We start from the raw sequence: 17,357 nt of genomic DNA, 5'->3' as shown, positions 1-17,357 counted from the left end.
CGGCGAGCGGTGTGACGGCTCTCTCAGTCCGGGTTGGCCGCGTCGTCGAGGGACTTGAGGAGCGCGTCGACGACTCGAGGGTCGTACTCGTAGCCGAGCCCGAGGTAGATCCGCTCGACGGCGGCCTCCCGCGCACGCAGGCTCCGTGCCCCAGCGGTGAGGTCCTCGTAGGCGTTGGCGACCTTGACGATCCGGCTGGTCAGCGGGATCTCCTCGCCGAGCTCGCGGACCTGGCGGTAGGGCGTCGTCTGGTGCTCGAGGATCCGGGCGGCTTCCTCGAAGACGCCGGTCTCGCGGACGATGGCCACGGTGTCGGCCTCGATGCGGCGCTGGTCGGCAGGCGCGGCGAGGACGGTTGCGCCCCCCGGGATGGGCTCGACGAGGGCCACCTGGCCGATGTCGTGGAGCAGCGCGGCGTACTCGAGGTCGAGCAGCTCGCGCTCCGAGAGGCCGAGCTCGCGCCCGACCCGGACGGCGAGCGCCGCGACCCGCTCGGAGTGCCCGGAAGGGGTGTAGCCCGCGGCATCGGTCAGGCGCGAGAGGGTGCGGATGCTCTGGAGGTACGTGGCCCGGATGCTGACGTAGCGGCGGAAGGCGAAGAGCGTCAGGACGAGCGGGATGAGGAAGAGGGGCAGCGCGGCGATCCCGAGCGGCGGGGCCGCGAGGGAGATGAGCACGCCCGTCACCGCGATGGCCGTCGACAAGGCGAAGGACGAGCGGAACTCCGCGACGAAGGTGCGACGCACGTCGACGCCCACGGACAGCCCCCGCAGGAGCGAGGTGAACAGGGCGTCCGCCACCAGTGCGAGCAGGCAGATGGCGAGCAGCAGCACCGCTTGCTGCCACGGCACGGCGGTCATCACCCGCAGCGGCGAGTCCGCCGGCTGAGCCATGACCCCGCAGCGGTAGACGAGGGCCACCACGAGGATGGCCACGAAGCGACCCGCGGTGTCCACCAGGCTCGTGTCGCGCCGCGCAGCCACGCGCACGGTCGTCCCCAGTGCGATCGAGACGGCCGTCACGGCGAGGACGAACGGTGCGCCGTAGGACAGGTGCACCCCGCCGGGAAGCTCTGTGGCCAGCGCCAGGCCGAAGGCGGCCGCCATGGCGATCGGCGCGGCCCCGCGGAAGCCGGGGGCGGAGATGTGGAACCACTCCCCGACGATGACGGCGACGGCGAACGCCGCGACGAAAGACACGACGAGCGCGTCACCCAGCTGAGGGACGTCGCCCAGCTCGACGGCTGCCACGACGGACGCGACGAGGCACAGCACCCCGAACGCCCCGGCCAGCGGCTCGCGGCGCAGTGCACCGTTCACGAGGCGACCTTCACCGGAGAGGACGCGGGCCAGCCGTGCTTGTCGAGGGCCGCCACCGCGGCGTCGACGACCTCGGGGTCGAAGCGAGCGGGGTCGGAGCGGAGCACCCGAACGGCATCGGCCACCGAGACGACGGTGTCCTCCGGCCGGTCGCGGAGGGCGTCGTCCACCGCGGCCGCCACCGCGACGATGCGCGCAGCGATCGGGATGTCGTGGCCGGCCAGTCCGTCGGGGCGACCGGTGCCGTCGAAGCGCTCGCACTGGTGGCGGATGCCGGACCTCGCGCTCTCGAGGAAGTCGATGCCCTCGATCATGCGCGCCCCGACGACGCACTGGCCGTCGATGAGACGCAGCTCGCTGGGGGTCAGGGACGCGCGGGAACGACGCAGCAGCCGGGTGGGGACTCCCAGGTGGCCGATCTCGTGCAGGGTGGCCGCGTAGCGCACGGTGCCGATCTGGCTCGGCGTGAGCCCCAGCTCCTCGGCGATCCACTCCCCGAGGCTGGCGGCCCGCCTGCTGCGGGCGACCGCCGAGGGCTCCTTGGTCCCGAGGGCCGTCACGAGCGTGTCGACGGTGCGCTCGTGGGAACGCAGCTCCTCGCCGTACTGGATGAAAGCCCACCGCGCTGCGAGCAGGGGTGCGAGGACGAGCAAGGCGCTGAAGGCGCCGAGGCCGGCCGGGAACCACAGGATGACGAAGAGAAGGCCGATGACTCCGTAGCCGACGTAGGCCACCCCTGAGCCACTGAGTACGCGCCGCAGTTGTACGGCGAATGCGATGCCTCTGGCCAGGTGCAGCACGCCTGAGAGCAGGATCGCGTTCAGGAGACAGGCCACGACGTCCGCGGCCAGGAGCGGTACGCCTACGTGCCATCCCAGCTGGGAGGTGGTCATATCTGCCATGCCAGCGCCCTGGACGCCACCCAGCAGCCGATAGGTCAGAGCAGCCGAGGCACCGAGGATGGCGGTCATCGCGGCGTTGAACATCGTGACGAAACGCAGCGGCTGCTGTCGGTCGATGAGCATCGAGACGCCGCCCACGAGCCAGGCACCGAAGATTCCGACCACAGCCGCGGACGCCACGAGGATGATGGAGAGAAACGAGAAGGCGATGCGCAGGTTGGCTTCAGGCTCGCGGACCTGGTAGGCGACCAGGCCCATGAGGCAGAGGAGGACAACGGGACCCAGTTCGGGCCGGGGCAGGGCGAACCAGGACATGACACCGACGGCCAGCGCAACGGCCGTGACGACGCCGAGGTAGGCAGACAGCCAACGCGACGGAGCGGTCGGCGTGGCTGTCGGTGACACGGGAGACACGGTAGTCAAACGTCGTCGGATCCCGTTGCGGGACCCGACGACGTGTGTGCTTCGGGTATGGCTCAGCCGCCGTTCCAGCTCCACACGTTGGCGATGGCGATGAGCGCGTTCGATGTGAAGTCAGTCGTGGTGGCGAGGGCCGAGAGCAGGGCAGCGAACATTGGGGGCTCCTTGATGCATGGATGTTCCGGATGCGTGCGCCATGGAGGGGCGTTGCTCGCGGCAGCACAGAACACTGAGGTTTCCCTCAGGGGCATGATGCCAAGACCAACCCGACGCATGGAAGTAGACCCGGCCATATCGGACGGATCTATACCAAGATTTTAAGGTCTCGCCCGTATCTGGCGCAGGGAATTGGGCCGCTCTCATCCGATGTGGAAGAATCGGGGCTTCGGTGTCCGCACGGGCCCGGAACGAGAGTACGACCCAAGGAGAGCCGACGATGAGCAAGCGCGCCCGCAAGCGCCGCTCCCGCAAGGGCAACGCCGCCAACCACGGCCGCAAGCCCAACGCCTGAGCCGCAGACGTCAAAGGCCCGCACCCGATCAGTCGGGGCGGGCCTTCGTCGTACCAGGCTGCGAACCTGGCGTCGGCGTAGCAGCGGTGTGGTCAGCCGCGGTCGACCTGGATCATCGTCATGGAGATCCGGGACATGATCGTCAGGCGAAGCGCCTCGGGGGCCTGCTCGCACTCGCAGGAGCGCTTGATGAGCGACTTCAGCGTCGTGTCGAGGTCGTACTCCTTCAGGCACGGTCCGCACTCGTCGAGGTGCGCCTGGATCTTGGCGACCTCCTCCGGGCCGAGCTCCCCGTCGAGGTACTCGTAGACCCGAAGCAGCGCCTCGGAGCAGTCGGTGTGCGTCTCGTCGGTCATGAGCGGTCTCCTTCCGTGCCCGCGCCCACCTCGTGGCGGGCGGTGACACCGGCAGGGCTGCCGGCGGCCACGAAACCCCGCTCGGCGGCATACTCCGAGAGCAGGTCGCGCAGCTGGCGTCGCCCGCGGTGCAGGCGGCTCATGACGGTGCCGATGGGCGTCTCCATGATCTCGGCGATCTCCTTGTAGGAGTAGCCCTCCACGTCGGCGAAGTACACCGCGAGGCGGAACTCCTCGGGGATCGCCTGGAGGGCGCGCTTGACGTCGCTGTCGGGAAGGTGGTCGAGCGCCTCGGCCTCGGCCGAGCGCAGGCCCACCGAGGTGTGCGACTCGGCGCGCGCGAGCTGGTAGTCCTCGATCTCGGCCGAGTCGGACTCCAGCGGCTGGCGCTGCTTCTTGCGATAGCTGTTGATGTAGGTGTTGGTGAGGATGCGGTACATCCACGCCTTGAGGTTGGTGCCCGGCTTGTACTGGTGGAAGGCCGCGTACGCCTTCGCGAACGTCTCCTGGACGAGGTCCTCGGCGTCGCTCGGGTTGCGGGTGGTGCGCAGGGCTGCGCTGTAGAGCTGGTCCAGCAGCGGCATCGCCTCGCGCTCGAAGCGCTCGCGGCGCTCGGGCTCGGTCTCGCTCGCGACGTCCACGGCGGCGTCGGCGCGTGCGCGCTCCTCGCGCGTCGTCACCGCGTCGTCGACGGTGCCGGCCGCCGTGTCCGCAGGCAGGTCTGCGACTCGCACGGCCGCGCTCGGGTCGGTCTTCTTGTCCTTTGCCATCGCCCCCCAGCCTAGACCGGTGGGCGGCTCGAACCGACCGGCGACGGCCTGCAGGACGGGCACGGCGGATCCGCTCCGGGACTCGCGGGTGGGGCAGGTGACCATGCACCGTGCAACGACACTCAGCCGGGGAGCATTCCCGCAACCGTGGTCAATGCCTCGGTGAGCGCGCTGCGCGAGCCCTTGGGGAAGCTGTGGGCGCCGGCCACCTCGAGGAGCGTCGCACCGACGGGAAGGTGCGGCCGCACCTCCTCGGGTGTGCCGAACGCGTCGCTCGTGCCCTGCACGACCCAGCTCGGATCGGGCGCCAGCGCCAGCTCGTGGGCGCGCGACCTGTCCGCCTGTCCCGGCGGGTGCAGCGGGAAGCTGAGCAGCAGCGCCGAGTCGGCCTCGAGCGGCCCGGCGGTGCGGCAGGCGACGCGGGCACCGGCGCTGCGGCCGCCGACGACGAGCGGTCGGGGCAGCCGGCCGCGGCCGGTGAGGAGCGCCTCGACGATCGGGATCCAGGCCGCGTCGAGCGTCGGGGGGCGCCCGGCCACCCGGCGCCCGGCCACGAGCCAGGGCTGCTCCACGAGCACGACGGCCCAGCCGGCACCGACCAGCACCTCCCGGGCGATGGCCAGGTCGATGGCTCCGAGCCCTCCCCCGGCGCCGTGGCCGAGGACGACCGTGCCCCGCGCCCCGGTGGGTGCGCAGACGTGGGCGCGGCCCGGGCCGCCGGGGGTCTCGATCTCACGCACGCTGCGGCGCAACGGTCCGCTCACTCGCCCAGCACCTCCCCTGTCATGGGGTCGACCACGCCGTCGAGCTCGGAGGCGCGGACCGGCTCCACGAGCGCGGGCCCGTTGTTGCGCGTCGCGCCGACGGCCCGGCCGACCGGATACGCCTCGAAGCGGCCGGGCCGCGCGAACTCGAGCACCCCCTGCACGTAGTCGGCGTCCTTCTCGTCGGGATCCAGCCACCGCTCCCACTGCTCGCGGTCGAGGACGAGCGGCTGGCGGTCGTGGATGCGGTCCATGCCGGGGTCGGCCGCCGTCGTGATGATCGTGAACGTCGTGAGCCAGGCGCCGGCGTCGCCCTCGGGCAGGCTGCGGTCGCGCCAGAACTCGTAGAGCCCGGCGAAGCCCACGGCGTCCCCGTCGGCCCGGTGGATGAAGAAGGGCTGCTTGCGAGGCTTGCCCTTGGCATCCACCGCGGTCGGTGAGACCTGCCACTCGTACCACCCGTCGGCGGGCACGATGCAGCGCCGCGCCAGCGCGGCCTTGGCGAACGCGCCCTTGCCCAGCACCGACTCGGCGCGCGCGTTGGTCATCCGCAGCCCCATCGTGACGTCCTTGGCCCATGCGGGGACCAGCCCCCACGTCAGGAGGCGCAGCTGACGCGTCGCCGCACCCTCCCCCTCGTCCTGACCGCGAGGGTGGCGCGTCAGGACGACCGGCGCCTGCTTCGACGGGGCCATGTTCCAGTCGGGCTCGCCCGGAGGCGGCGTCTGGGGGTTCTTGAGGATGCTGCGGGCAGGCTCGGCGGTGTGGTCCTCGTCGACGTCGAACGCCTCGATGAGCTCGTCGGGCCGCGCGCTCGCGGCATACCTCCCGCACATGCGCCACAGCGTATGCCGCAGCGCCGCCGCCCCGGCCTCCCGGCGCGCCTCGCGACGGGCGCTGTCGCCCAGCCGTGGAGCGCCCTGTCGGGTGTCTCGTGCGGAGGAGGCCGACGGCGGCGGGCACCGTCCCCCAGGACGGGGGTATGTCGATACCGTAGGTGCCCACATCATCCACGATGGCCACAGCGCGCTCCGGCGCGCGGTCGCCAGAGGAGGAAGTCGAATGATCGTCCGCCGTCTCGCCCGCCCGCTGCTCGCGTCCGTGTTCGTCGCCGCAGGGATCGAGGCCCTGCGCAACCCCGCCGCGCGCACCGACCAGGCCGCCCACCTTCTCGAGAAGGTGCCCGGGCAGGTGCCAGGGGCCGAGGTGGCCGCCAAGGACCCGGACCTGTTCGTGCGCGTCAACGGCGGAGCACTGCTCGGCGGAGGGCTGCTCCTGGCCACCGGCCGCCTGCCGCGCCTGGCCTCCACGGTCCTCGCTGCCTCCGTGGTGCCCACCACCGCCATCGAGCACGCCTTCTGGGAGGAGACGGACCCGACCCGGAAGGCACAGGCTCGCAGCCTCTTCCTCAAGAACGTCGGCCTGCTCGGCGGGCTGCTGCTCGCCGCCGTCGACACCGAGGGTCGCCCCGGGCTCGCCTGGCGCGCCCAGCACGCCACGAAGACGACGCGCCGCCAGGCGCGTCACGCGCAGCGCTCCGCCAGGCGCGAGGCGCGCCTGCTCGCCCATCGAGCCCAGGACGTCGTGAGCTGACTTGAGTCCCGCCGACGCTTCCCCTCCTCTCCCGTCCACCGCGTCCACCCCGTCCACCGCGTCGACCGAGCTCCACCGTCATCCCGTGGCGGTGGAGCCGGACTGGGCCGCCCCCACGTCGCAGGTGCCGCTCGAGGCGACGGTCGTGCTGCCGGGCAGCAAGTCCCTCACCAACCGCTACCTCGTGCTGGCGGCTCTCGCGAGCGACCGCTCGCGCCTGCGGGCCCCGCTCCGCTCGCGTGACACGCTGCTGATGGCCGAGGCGCTGCGCTCGCTCGGGGTGGGCATCGACGACGTGGCGCCCGAGGGAGACGCGCCGGGCGGGGCGGTGCCGGACTGGGTGATCACACCCCCCGCGCAGCTGCGCGGTGACGTGGCCGTCGACTGCGGCCTGGCCGGCACGGTGATGCGCTTCCTGCCGGCCGTCGCAGCCCTGGCCGACGGCCCCGTCCGCCTCGACGGCGACCCCCAGGCACGCGTACGCCCGATGAGACCGGTCATCGAGGCGCTGCGAGCGATCGGGGTGGAGGTCGACGACGACCGCGGCCACCTGCCCGTGACCGTGCACGGACGCGGGCGCGTGCATGGCGGCGCCGTCACGATGGATGCCTCCGCCTCGTCGCAGTTCGTCTCGGCGCTCCTGCTGGCCGGGGCCCGCTACGACGAGGGCATCACGGTGCGCCACGAGGGCGAGCCGGTGCCCAGCGAGCCGCACATCCTCATGACCGTCGAGACGCTGCGCGACGCCGGAGCCATCGTCGACGACAGCGAGCCCGACACCTGGCGCGTCGAGGCGTCCGACATCAACGCCCTGGACGTGTCCGTGGAGCCCGACCTCTCCAACGCAGGGCCGTTCGTGGCGGCGGCCCTGGTGGCCGGCGGTACCGTCAGGGTGCCGGGGTGGCCGCAGCACACGACCCAGGCCGGCGACCTGCTGCGCGAGATCCTCGACACGATGGGTGCCGACGTCCGCCTCGACCGCACCGGGCTGAGCGTCACCGGCAGCGGCGAGCTGGTCGGCATCGACATCGACCTGCACGACGCGGCGGAGCTCACGCCCACGGTGGCCGCCCTGGCCGCGCTCGCCTCGACGCCGACGTGGATCCGAGGCGTGGCCCACATCCGCGGGCACGAGACCGACCGCCTCGCGGCCCTGACCGCCGAGCTCGGAGGCCTCGGCTCCCGCGTCGTGGAGACCGAGGACGGGCTGCGCATCGCGCCCTCACGCCTCCACGGCGGACGGTTCCGCAGCTACCACGACCACCGCATGGCGACCGCCGGCGCCATCCTCGGCCTGCGCGTCCCGGGCGTCCACGTCGAGGACATCGGCACCACCCGCAAGACGCTCCCCGACTTCGTGGGCCTCTGGCAGGGCATGCTCGACAGCCCCGCCCCCGTGGTCACGCCGCGATGAGCTGGCGCGACCTCGACGAGGGCGACGTCCGGGTCCGCCCCAGTCGCAAGGGCTCCCGGCCACGCACGAAGGAACGCCCCGCGCACGCCGACGCCGTGGTGGCCATGGTCATCGGCGTCGACCGGGGCCGCTACACCTGCCTCATCCCGAAGGGATCGCTCGGCCGGAAGGAGCCCGAGCGCGTCGTCACCGCGATGAAGGCCCGCGAGATCGGGCGCACCCGCGTGGTGGTCGGCGACGAGGTCGCGCTCGTCGGTGACCTCGCCGGCGGACCGGACGCCCTCGCCCGGATCGTGCGGATCGAGGAGCGCCGCTCGGTGCTGCGACGCACCGCCGACGACACCGACCCCTACGAGCGGATCATCGTCGCCAACGCCGACCAGCTCGTCATCGTGACCGCCCTGGCCGACCCGGAGCCCCGACCCCGCATGGTCGACCGCTGCCTGGTGGCCGCCTACGACGCCGACCTCGAGCCGCTGCTCGCCCTGACCAAGGCCGACCTCGTGGACTCCAGCGGATTCCTCGCCAGCTACGCGCCGCTCGAGGTCGAGCACGTCGTGACCTCGTGGCGCGACGGCGAGTTCTCGGGCCTCGACGAGCTGCGTGCCCGGCTCTCCGGAAAGGTCTCGGTGCTCGTCGGCCACTCCGGCGTCGGCAAGAGCACCCTGGTCAACGGGCTCGTGCCCGGGGCGCTGCGGGCGACCGGTGTGGTCAACGACACGACGGGACGTGGACGCCACACCTCGACCAACGCCGTCGCGCTGCGGCTGCGCGGCCCCGACGGGTCCGACGACGGCTGGGTCATCGACACTCCGGGCATCCGCTCCTTCGGGCTCGCGCACATCGACGTCGAGCGCATCATCGACCACTTCCCCGACCTTGCTGCAGGGACGGAGAACTGCCCCCGCGGCTGCACCCACGACGAGGAGGAGTGCGCCCTCGACGCGTGGGTGGCCGAGGGGCACGCCGGGCCGGCCGGGGCGTCACGCCTGGCCTCGCTGCGTCGCCTGCTCGCGAGCCGAGCCGGCGAGGAGCACTGAGCCGAGCGGCATACGTCCTCGGTGCCCGGCGCCCGCCGGGACGCGTCGGGAGGTTCCCGCTAGGTTGACCCGGTGACCTCCTACGACGACGACCTCCGGCTCGCCCACGTCCTCGCCGATGCCGTCGAACGCGTGACCATGTCGCGCTTCCGCGCAGCCGACCTCGTCGTCGAGAACAAGCCCGACCTGACGCCCGTCACCGACGCCGACCGCGCCGCCGAGGAGCTCGTCCGGTCGCAGCTGAAGCGCACGCGTCCGCGGGACGCCGTGCAGGGGGAGGAGTTCGACACGACGGGCCACGGCTCGCGCCGGTGGATCATCGACCCCATCGACGGGACCAAGAACTTCGTCCGCGGCGTGCCGGTGTGGGCCACCCTCATCGGCCTCGTGGTCGACGCGGAACCGGTCCTCGGTCTCGTCGCCGCGCCCGCCCTGCAGCGCCGCTGGTGGGCCGCGACGGGCTCCGGCGCCTGGTCGGGACGGTCGCTGTCGTCGGCCAGGCGCATCCACGTCTCGCAGGTGGGCCGGCTCGGGGACGCGTCGCTGTCCTACTCCTCCCTCTCGGGATGGCGCGTCCGCGGCCGCCGCGACGACTTCCTCGACCTGATGGACGACTGCTGGCGCACCCGCGCCTATGGTGACTTCTGGTCCTACATGCTCGTCGCCGAGGGCGCTGCCGACATCGCCGCCGAGCCCGAGCTCGCCGTGCACGACATGGCGGCGCTCGTCGCGATCGTCGAGGAGGCGGGAGGCCGCTTCACCGGCCTGGACGGCAAGGACGGTTGCTGGAGCGGCAACGCCCTGGCCACGAACGGCCTGCTCCACGACGAGGTCCTCTCGCGCATCGGCATGCCCTCCTCCTGAGACCCCCGCGATCGGATCGGCCGGCGCGTCTAGCCTTCCGCCATGAGCGCTGCCGCTGACCTCCCCCACGCCTCCGCGAGCACCACGAACACCGCGACGATCCGGGTCGCCACCGCCCGGGACGACGAGACCCTGGCCGCCGTCGCCGCCGCCACCTTCGGGCTGGCGTGCCCACCGTCGATGAGCAGGGAGCGCGTCGAGGCCTTCGTGGCCGAGGTCCTCTCCCCCGCACGGTTCGCCGGCTACCTGGCAGATCCCGAGCGACACCTGCTCATCGCCGAGGGGGACGGCGAGGCCCTGGGCTACGCCATGCTGGTCGCCGGCGAGCCGGGCGACGCCGACGTGCGCGCGGCCATCCGCCTCCGGCCGACGGTCGAGCTGTCCAAGATCTACGTCCTGCCACAGGCCCACGGCACGGGCGCCGCCGCGCTGCTGATGGCTCGGGCGGTGGAGTGGGCAGCGGGCTCCGGCGCCTCCGGTGTCTGGCTCGGGGTCAACCAGCAGAACGAGCGGGCCCAGCGCTTCTACACCAAGAGCGGGTTCGAACGGGTCGGCACCAAGCGCTTCATCGTCGGGGGCGTCCACGAGGACGACTACGTGATGGAGCGCGCCCTGCTCCCACTGACCTGACCGGTCGCCGCGTTTCGTGGGCGCGGCAGGGTCCGGTAGCGGGTCGGGAGAATGGGCCAGGCGAAGGTGTCAGGCGTCGGTGACGACCGTGACGTCACCGAGGCCGAGGGCCTCGAGGTCCCGGAGGTGGGCGCCGGCGTCGCCCGCCAGCACGATCGTCCAGCCGGCACCGGGGGTGCCGTTGCCGACGCCCGCCTCCCCCGCGAAGCGGTCGTATGCCGCCTGCACGCGCTCCCGGTCGACCGTGGCCAGGTCGCGCAGGTTGGCCGTCGTGAACGCGGTCGTGCGCCCGTCCAGGGCCATGCTCACGGCCTCGTCGGCGATCGCGTCGGCCGTCGCGTAGCGTCCCGGCGCCGTCTTGGAGATGAAGTCGACTCCCGACCGGATCTCCTTGTCGGTGAAGCCATCACGCCCGCTCTCGAGGATCTCGACGAGGAGCCGCAGCGACTCCGCGGTCGAATCGGCCCGGACCGAGCCCGAGGTGACGAAGACACCGCCACGCCTGCGCGGACGGAATCCGGAGCGGATGCCGTAGGTGTAGCCCTTCTCCTCGCGCAGGACGGCGTCGATGCGGGCGTTCGGCGAGCCTCCGAGGACGAAGCCGAGCACGGGGTAGGGCGCCCACCCACCGTCGACGGACCGGTCGGGGCCGGGGGCGCCGACGACGAGCTCGGTCTGGACGGAGCCCGGCCGCGACACCAGCACGATGCGCCCGCGGTCGGGTGCGAAGGCGGCCGCGTGCGTGAGGTGCCGCTCGCGGTCGGTGCCGGCGTCCCAGCCGCCGAGCGTCTGCTCGACCAGGGCCGGCACGTCGAGGCCCTCGAGGTCGCCGGCCACCACGGCGGTGACCCCGGCGGCGACGACGTGACGGGCGTGGCAGTCGGCGACGTCCTCGCGGGTGATGGCCGAGACCGTCTCGCGGGTGCCCCCGGTCGGGCGTGATGAGCGGTCGTCGGCGGCGTAGAAGGTGCGCACGAACTCCAGGCCCGCCCGGTGGGCGGCGACCGACCGCTCCTGCTCGATCTCGGCGATGCGGGTCCGCACCTGGCGTGCCACCTCGGACTGCGGGAAGACCGGCTCGGTGAGGATCTGGCGCAGCAGGTCGAGGGCTGGCTCGAGGTTGCCCTTGACGACGTCGAGGTCGACGGACAGGCCCGAGTCGGCCATGCCGGCGCCGAAGCTCACGCCCTTGCGCTCCATCAGCAGCGCGAACTCCTCGGCCGTGTGGTGCGCCGTCCCCTCGTCGAGCGTGCGGGCCATGATCGAGGCCACCCCCTCCCGCTCGCGAGGCTCGTCGCGCAGCGAGACGGGCAGCCCCAGCCGCACGGACAGGACGTACTGGCCGGGCACGTCGTAGGTGATGAGGCGCAGACCGTTGGGCAGGTCGTACGTCGAGCCCTCGGGGAAGGACCACGGCTCGGGCGGTGCGACGACGGGGCGGGCAACGGCGGTCATGCGGCCTCCTCGGGATCCTTCTCGGTCCGGTCGCCGGTGTCGGCGGTGTGTTGGTCGTCGGCCTCTGTGGTCGGCCCGGCGAGGTAGCGCACCACGACGCGGGACCGCGGGTCGAGCCACGCCTGCGCGGCCGCGCGGGCCTGCTCGGCGCTCACGTCGCGGATGCGGTCGACGAAGCTGTTGACGTAGCCCGGGTCGCCGGTGAGCAGGGCATGGTGGCTGATGTGGTCGGCGCGCTCCTCCAGGCTCGCCAGCGCACTGAGCCAGGACCGTTCCGTGTCGGCGATCACCGACTCGAGCTCGGCGGCGTCAGGACCGTCGTCCAGGAAGCGCTGGATCTCCTCGCACACGGCGGCCTCGATCTCATCGACGTCGGCTCCGGCGGCCACGTCGACGGTGAGGGTGGCGAGGCCCGACCCGTCGACGAGGCCCATGGTCCAGCCGCCCACGGCAACGGCGCTCTCGTCACCACGCACCAGCCGGCGCACGAGCCGCGAGCTCGCGAGACCACCGATCACGTCGATCGCGACCTGGCAGGCGAGGTAGTCGGGAGTCGTGTCGACCGGGAGCCGGAAGGAGATGTAGAGGCGGTCGTTGGGCACGTCCCCGACCCGGTCGAGGTGCACGGGCTCGGACAGGGGCGGCAGCTGTGGCTGCCGGTCCCGGGAGCGCAGCTCGATCGCCGGCAGCGGTCCGAAGTACTTCTCGGCGGCGGCGAAGCCCTGCTCGGGCGTGACGTCGCCCACGAGGGTGAGCACCGTGTTGTTCGGTCCGTAGTGTGCCCGGTAGAACTCGTGCACGTCCTCGAGGGTCGCGGCGTCGAGGTCCTCCATCGACCCGATGGTCGGGTGGTGGTACGGGTGGTCCTCCGGGAAGACCGTCGCGTAGATGTCGATGAGCGCCGAGCCGTACGGCACGTTGTCGTAGCGCTGGCGCTTCTCCTCCTTGACCACGTCCCGCTGGTTGTCGAGGTTCTCCTGCGTGACCGCGTCGAGCAGGTGACCGTGCCGGTCCGCCTCGAGCCACAGAGCGAGCTCGAGGGCTCCCGTCGGCACCGTCTCGAAGTAGTTGGTGCGGTCGAACCACGTCGTGGCGTTGAGCCGCGCGCCCTCGTCCATGAGGGCGGAGAAGTGCTCTCCCGAGGCGACGTTGCGGCTGCCCTGGAACATCAGGTGCTCGAAGAGGTGGGCGAACCCGGTGCGGCCGGGCGTCTCGTGGCGGGAGCCGACGCCGACCCACAGGTTCACTGCGACGTTGGGCACCGTGTGGTCCTCGCTGACGATGACGCGCAGGCCGTTGGCCAGCGTGCGCTCGGCGAGCGGGTAGGAGATCGCTGTCACGGGCCGACCCTATGCGACCGAGCCGCGAAGGTGACCGCTCGCGCCCGTCCTCCCCTCCCTGTGAGTATGCCGCTCCCCGACATTTTGGGTAACTGCGCGTTATGCCGCTGCGCCGAACCATTACATGCAGGTATGCTCGGCGTCATGGGAACGGCACCGCACCACGACCTGCTGGACACCGTCCGCGCGAGCGTCATCGGGGAGGACCAGGTGATGTACGGCCCCTACGGCCCTCGCCGGGTCACCTACGCGGACTACACCGCCTCGGGCCGAGGCCTGACGTTCATCGAGGACTTCATCCGCGACGAGGTGCTCCCCCGCTACGCCAACACCCACACCGAGAGCTCGGGCACGGGCCTGCAGACGACGCGGCTGCGCGAGGACGCCCGTCGGGCGATCCGCGACTCCGTCGGAGGTGACGACGAGACCGTCGTGGTCTTCGCCGGCTCCGGCTGCACCGGCGCCATCGACAAGCTCGTCGGCATCCTCGGGCTCCGCGTCCCATCGAACTTCGAGGACCGCTGGCACGCAAGCAAGCTCGTCCCCGCTGACCAGCGGCCCGTGATCTTCATCGGACCCTACGAGCACCACTCCAACGAGGTCATGTGGCGTGAGTGCGTCGCCGACGTCGTCGTGATACCGCAGGACCTCGACGGCCATGTCGACGTCGACGTCCTCCAGGAGCGCCTCGTCGAACACTCCGACCGTCCCCTGCTCATCGGCTCCTTCTCCGCGGCGAGCAACGTCACCGGGATCGTCACCGACACGGACACGATCTCCTCGCTGCTCCACGAGCACGGCGCCCTGGCCCTCTGGGACTACGCCGCAGCGGCCCCGTACGTCGACATCGACATGTACGGCCGCGGCGGTCGTGGCGTCGCCGGCCCGACGGCATACAAGGACGCGGTGTTCCTCAGCCCGCACAAGTTCATCGGTGGCCCGAGCACTCCCGGCGTGCTCGTCATGCGCCGCGAGCTGATGACGAACCGGGTGCCCGACGTGCCCGGCGGCGGCACCGTCGCCTACGTCAACCCGGACGACCACGACTACCTCACCGACCCGGCCCACCGGGAGGAGGGCGGCACACCGGCGATTCTCGAGTCGATCCGTGCCGGGCTCGTCTTCAAGCTCAAGGACGCGGTGGGCACCTCGACCATCCGAGCGCGCGAGGCGTACTTCCTCGAACGCGCCGTCACCGCGTGGCACGACGAGCCGGCCATCGAGATCCTCGGCAACCTCGACGCCGAGCGCCTGTCCATCGTCTCGTTCGTCGTGCACGGCCATGATGGCCGCTACCTGCACCACAACTTCGTCGTCGCGGTCCTCAACGACCTCTTCGGCATCCAGGCCCGGGGCGGCTGCTCGTGCGCCGGCCCGTACGGTCACCGCCTGCTCGGCATCGACCTCGAGCGCTCGCACGAGTTCGAGCGCGAGATCGGCCGAGGGTGCGAGGGCATCAAGCCGGGTTGGGTGCGCGTCAACTTCAACTACTTCATCTCCGACGTCGTCGCCGACTACGTCATCGAGGCGGTGCGGCTCGTGGCCCGCGACGGCTGGCGGCTGCTGGGCGACTACGACTTCGACCCCACCAGGGGGCTGTGGCGCCACCACGACGGCCCTGTCGAGCCTGCGCTGCGGCTGCACCAGGTCGTCTTCGAGGAGGGTCGGCTCGTCCATCCCGCCCAGCACGAGCGCGCCGGCGAGGAGGCGCTCTCCGGCTACCTCGAGGAGGCAAGAGCGATCCTGGCGGCCGCCACGCCGGAACGCTGTGACGAGGCGCACGTCAACGTCGACTTCGACCACCTCAGGTGGTTCGAGCTGCCCGTGCGCTCCGTCTCGCGCTGACCTTGCGGTCGCCCCCGGGGGCCGGCTCAGCCCTTGACCCCGCCCTCGTTGGCGCCCCGGATGAAGTAGCGCTGCAGGGCGAAGAAGAGCAGGGCCACCGGGATCGTCGTCAGCAGGGCCGTACCGAGCTTGAGCGGGTACTGCGTGCCGGCGCCGAGCTGGCCGCTCGTCATGCTCGCCAGCCCGGTGACGAGGGTCTGGTGCTCGGGGGTCCCTCGCGTCACCACGAGGAAGTGCGAGAACTCGTTCCACGACCCCTGGAACGACAGGATGGTCAGGGTGATCAGGGCCGGCTTGGCCATCGGCAGCACCACCGACCAGAAGGTGCGGAAGATGCTCGCACCGTCCATGCGGGCCGCCTCCTCGATCGACACCGGCACCGAGTCGAAGAACTGCTTCATGATGAAGACGCCCGCGGCGTCGACGATGAGCGGCAGGATCATCGCGGTGTAGGTGTCGTAGATCCCGAGGTAGTTGACCATCAGGAACTTCGGGATCAGCAGGGCCACCCCCGGCACGGCCATCACGGCCAGCACCCCGGCGAACACCGCTGTGCGACCGCGGAACTGCAGCCGGGAGAGCGCGTAGCCGGCCAGTGAGTCGAGGAAGACGCGGCCGGCCGTGACGACGACCGTGATGAGGACGGAGTTCCTGACCCACGTCGTGACCGGGACTGCGGAGTCGCCGCCCTGGCCGAAGATGTGCTGCCAGACCTGGCTGGTGACCGGGTTCGGCACGAGCGACAGGGGGTTGTTCGCGGCGTCGGGGTCGGTCTTGAACGAGGTCGCGATCTGGATGAGGAACGGGTAGATGAACAGGACGGCGAAGGCGAGCAGCGCCGTGTAGAGCACGATCGTCTTGACGGGGTTGGACCTGCGGGCGTTCACTTCCGACCTCCCAGTCCGAAGAGGGGCTTGCGCTCGTCCTTGTCGGTCAGCACGTACCGCTGGACCCGGGTCAGGACGACGATGATGAGGAAGACGACGAACGCCATCGCGGCGCCCGAGCCGTAGCGGAAGTTGCCGAAGCTCTGCTGGTACGACAGGAACGCCGGGCTCAGCGTCGTCCCGGCGGGCGCGCCCTTCCCCATGACGTAGATCTGGTCGAACACCTGCCACGTGCCGATCAGACCCAGGGTGATCACGAGGAACAGGGCCGGCTTGATCATCGGCAGCGTGACGTGGCGCAGCTTCTGCCACCCCGTCGTGCCGTCCAGTGCCGCCGCCTCCTCGACCTCGACCGGCAGGTCCTGCAGCGCCGCGATGAACATGAGCATGAAGGTGCCGGACGTCGTCCAGATGACGAGGAAGATGATGACGAACATCGCGACGGAGGGGCCCGAGAGCCAGTCCCAGAGGCTGCGGCCGAGGATCTGCCCCTGCGCCCAGCCCGGGTTGTCGACGCCGATCGCGTTGAACGCCAGGTGCAGCAGGCCACGGCTGTCGTTGAACCACTGCGGCCCGTCGACACCGAAGAACCCGAGGAAGGCGTTCACGGCTCCGGTGTTGGAGAAGAGGAAGAGGAAGACGGTGGCGATCGCGATGGAGCTCGTCACCGAGGGGAAGTAGAAGGCCGTCCGGAAGAAGCCCCGGCCCTTGAGCCGCGCGTTGTTGACGAGCAGGGCCAGGCCGAGCGCGAGGGTGGTCTGCAGCGGGACGACGAGCAGCACGTAGTAGAAGGTGTTGCCGATCGACTGCATGAAGTTGTCGCGCGTGAGCCCGTCCTTGGCGAAGAGGTCGGTGTAGTTCTTCAGGCCCACGACGTCGGTGCCCTGCCCGACCGCGAACGGGTTCGTGTTCCCTTGCCAGTTCGTGAAGCTCACCCACAGCGCCATGCCGATGGGGATGACGAGGAACAGGCCGAGGATGACCACCATCGGGGCGACGAACAGCCACCCCGCGATGCCTTCGCGCCCGCGTATGCCGCCGCGCGTGCGAGGGCGTGCGGCGCCGGGGACACCGGGCTGCCCGGTGGGGGTGCCGGCCGAGGCCGAGGCCACCTGGGTGGACCGTGCGCCAGCTGGGGTGACGACGTCCTCCAGCGGACGTTGGTCGTCGATCCGCGCCATGACTGCTCCTGGTGGTTCGGGGTGGCCGGGGTTCGGGTGCCGATGGGGAGAGGTGTCCGCCCGCCT

The 17,357-nt window shown here is 71.4% G+C and carries 17 protein-coding genes; 7 read left to right on the top strand and 10 right to left on the bottom strand.

Annotated elements, in window-relative coordinates; all coding sequences use genetic code 11:
* Positions 1–23 precede the first annotated feature (23 nt).
* Both ABD194_RS13225 and ABD194_RS13220 read right to left on the bottom strand, forming a co-directional pair.
* Positions 24–1,319 carry an HD-GYP domain-containing protein gene (locus ABD194_RS13225; protein WP_343992054.1) on the bottom strand — a complete coding sequence of 432 codons (1,296 nt, stop codon included), beginning with the start codon at positions 1,317–1,319 and terminating at the stop codon, positions 24–26.
* Positions 1,316–2,626, bottom strand: a complete 1,311-nt coding sequence (locus tag ABD194_RS13220) for an HD-GYP domain-containing protein (protein WP_343992052.1) — start codon at positions 2,624–2,626, stop codon at positions 1,316–1,318. The genes ABD194_RS13225 and ABD194_RS13220 overlap by 4 nt, the downstream gene beginning before the upstream one ends.
* A gap of 451 nt (positions 2,627–3,077) precedes the next feature.
* Between ABD194_RS13220 and ABD194_RS21635 the strand changes: the two genes are divergently transcribed.
* Positions 3,078–3,152, top strand: coding sequence for a 50S ribosomal protein bL37 (locus ABD194_RS21635; protein WP_369791897.1), 75 nt, complete (start codon positions 3,078–3,080; stop codon positions 3,150–3,152).
* A gap of 92 nt (positions 3,153–3,244) precedes the next feature.
* Here the strand turns inward: ABD194_RS21635 and rsrA are convergent, their stop codons facing one another.
* From rsrA to ABD194_RS13195, 4 genes are all read right to left on the bottom strand, one after another.
* The gene (gene rsrA, locus ABD194_RS13210; protein ID WP_343992048.1) at positions 3,245–3,508 is read right to left on the bottom strand and encodes a mycothiol system anti-sigma-R factor; all 264 of its coding nucleotides are present in this window, start codon (positions 3,506–3,508) and stop codon (positions 3,245–3,247) included.
* Positions 3,505–4,278: a sigma-70 family RNA polymerase sigma factor gene (locus ABD194_RS13205; RefSeq protein ID WP_343992046.1), complete on the bottom strand. Its 774-nt coding sequence runs from the start codon at positions 4,276–4,278 to the stop codon at positions 3,505–3,507. The genes rsrA and ABD194_RS13205 overlap by 4 nt, the downstream gene beginning before the upstream one ends.
* Positions 4,279–4,400: 122 nt before the next feature.
* Complete coding sequence (locus ABD194_RS13200; RefSeq protein ID WP_343992044.1) at positions 4,401–5,042, bottom strand: alpha/beta hydrolase family protein; 642 nt, start codon at positions 5,040–5,042, stop codon at positions 4,401–4,403.
* Entirely contained in the window at positions 5,039–5,878 is an 840-nt protein-coding gene (locus ABD194_RS13195) for an SOS response-associated peptidase (protein WP_343992042.1), read from the bottom strand. Before ABD194_RS13195 ends, ABD194_RS13200 begins: the two co-directional genes overlap by 4 nt.
* Positions 5,879–6,104: 226 nt before the next feature.
* Here ABD194_RS13195 and ABD194_RS13190 point away from each other — a divergent pair, with 226 nt between their 5' ends.
* From ABD194_RS13190 to ABD194_RS13170, 5 genes are all read left to right on the top strand, one after another.
* Positions 6,105–6,635 carry a DoxX family membrane protein gene (locus ABD194_RS13190; protein ID WP_343992040.1) on the top strand — a complete coding sequence of 177 codons (531 nt, stop codon included), beginning with the start codon at positions 6,105–6,107 and terminating at the stop codon, positions 6,633–6,635.
* An 85-nt stretch (positions 6,636–6,720) separates the two neighbouring features.
* Positions 6,721–8,049: a 3-phosphoshikimate 1-carboxyvinyltransferase gene (gene aroA, locus ABD194_RS13185; protein WP_343992038.1), complete on the top strand. Its 1,329-nt coding sequence runs from the start codon at positions 6,721–6,723 to the stop codon at positions 8,047–8,049.
* The gene (gene rsgA, locus ABD194_RS13180; RefSeq protein ID WP_343992036.1) at positions 8,046–9,089 is read left to right on the top strand and encodes a ribosome small subunit-dependent GTPase A; all 1,044 of its coding nucleotides are present in this window, start codon (positions 8,046–8,048) and stop codon (positions 9,087–9,089) included. The genes aroA and rsgA overlap by 4 nt, the downstream gene beginning before the upstream one ends.
* A 72-nt stretch (positions 9,090–9,161) precedes the next feature.
* Positions 9,162–9,953 carry a histidinol-phosphatase gene (gene hisN / locus ABD194_RS13175; RefSeq protein WP_343992034.1) on the top strand — a complete coding sequence of 264 codons (792 nt, stop codon included), beginning with the start codon at positions 9,162–9,164 and terminating at the stop codon, positions 9,951–9,953.
* Between the two features lie 42 nt (positions 9,954–9,995).
* The gene (locus ABD194_RS13170) at positions 9,996–10,583 is read left to right on the top strand and encodes a GNAT family N-acetyltransferase (RefSeq protein ID WP_343992032.1); all 588 of its coding nucleotides are present in this window, start codon (positions 9,996–9,998) and stop codon (positions 10,581–10,583) included.
* Between the two features lie 69 nt (positions 10,584–10,652).
* Here the strand turns inward: ABD194_RS13170 and ABD194_RS13165 are convergent, their stop codons facing one another.
* Together ABD194_RS13165 and ABD194_RS13160 are read right to left on the bottom strand one after the other, a co-directional pair.
* Positions 10,653–12,038, bottom strand: a complete 1,386-nt coding sequence (locus tag ABD194_RS13165; protein ID WP_343992030.1) for a M16 family metallopeptidase — start codon at positions 12,036–12,038, stop codon at positions 10,653–10,655.
* Positions 12,035–13,378 (bottom strand): M16 family metallopeptidase, encoded by a 1,344-nt coding sequence (locus tag ABD194_RS13160; RefSeq protein WP_343992028.1) that lies wholly within the window; start codon positions 13,376–13,378, stop codon positions 12,035–12,037. The genes ABD194_RS13165 and ABD194_RS13160 overlap by 4 nt, the downstream gene beginning before the upstream one ends.
* A gap of 144 nt (positions 13,379–13,522) precedes the next feature.
* Here ABD194_RS13160 and ABD194_RS13155 point away from each other — a divergent pair, with 144 nt between their 5' ends.
* Positions 13,523–15,223, top strand: coding sequence for an aminotransferase class V-fold PLP-dependent enzyme (locus ABD194_RS13155; protein ID WP_343992026.1), 1,701 nt, complete (start codon positions 13,523–13,525; stop codon positions 15,221–15,223).
* Positions 15,224–15,249: 26 nt separating this feature from the next.
* On the opposite strand, the gene ABD194_RS13150 is transcribed toward ABD194_RS13155, so the two are convergent.
* Together ABD194_RS13150 and ABD194_RS13145 are read right to left on the bottom strand one after the other, a co-directional pair.
* A complete protein-coding gene (locus ABD194_RS13150; protein ID WP_343992024.1) occupies positions 15,250–16,110 on the bottom strand; it encodes a carbohydrate ABC transporter permease in 861 nt (286 codons plus the stop codon).
* Positions 16,107–17,291 carry a carbohydrate ABC transporter permease gene (locus ABD194_RS13145; RefSeq protein ID WP_343992022.1) on the bottom strand — a complete coding sequence of 395 codons (1,185 nt, stop codon included), beginning with the start codon at positions 17,289–17,291 and terminating at the stop codon, positions 16,107–16,109. The genes ABD194_RS13150 and ABD194_RS13145 overlap by 4 nt, the downstream gene beginning before the upstream one ends.
* Between the last annotated feature and the right edge of the window lie 66 nt (positions 17,292–17,357).

This window comes from Terrabacter terrae, assembly GCF_039529575.1.
Lineage (GTDB): Bacteria > Actinomycetota > Actinomycetes > Actinomycetales > Dermatophilaceae > Terrabacter > Terrabacter terrae.
The sequence above is the reverse complement of the archived record's forward strand: the minus strand, read 5'-3'. Positions and strand labels throughout refer to the sequence as shown.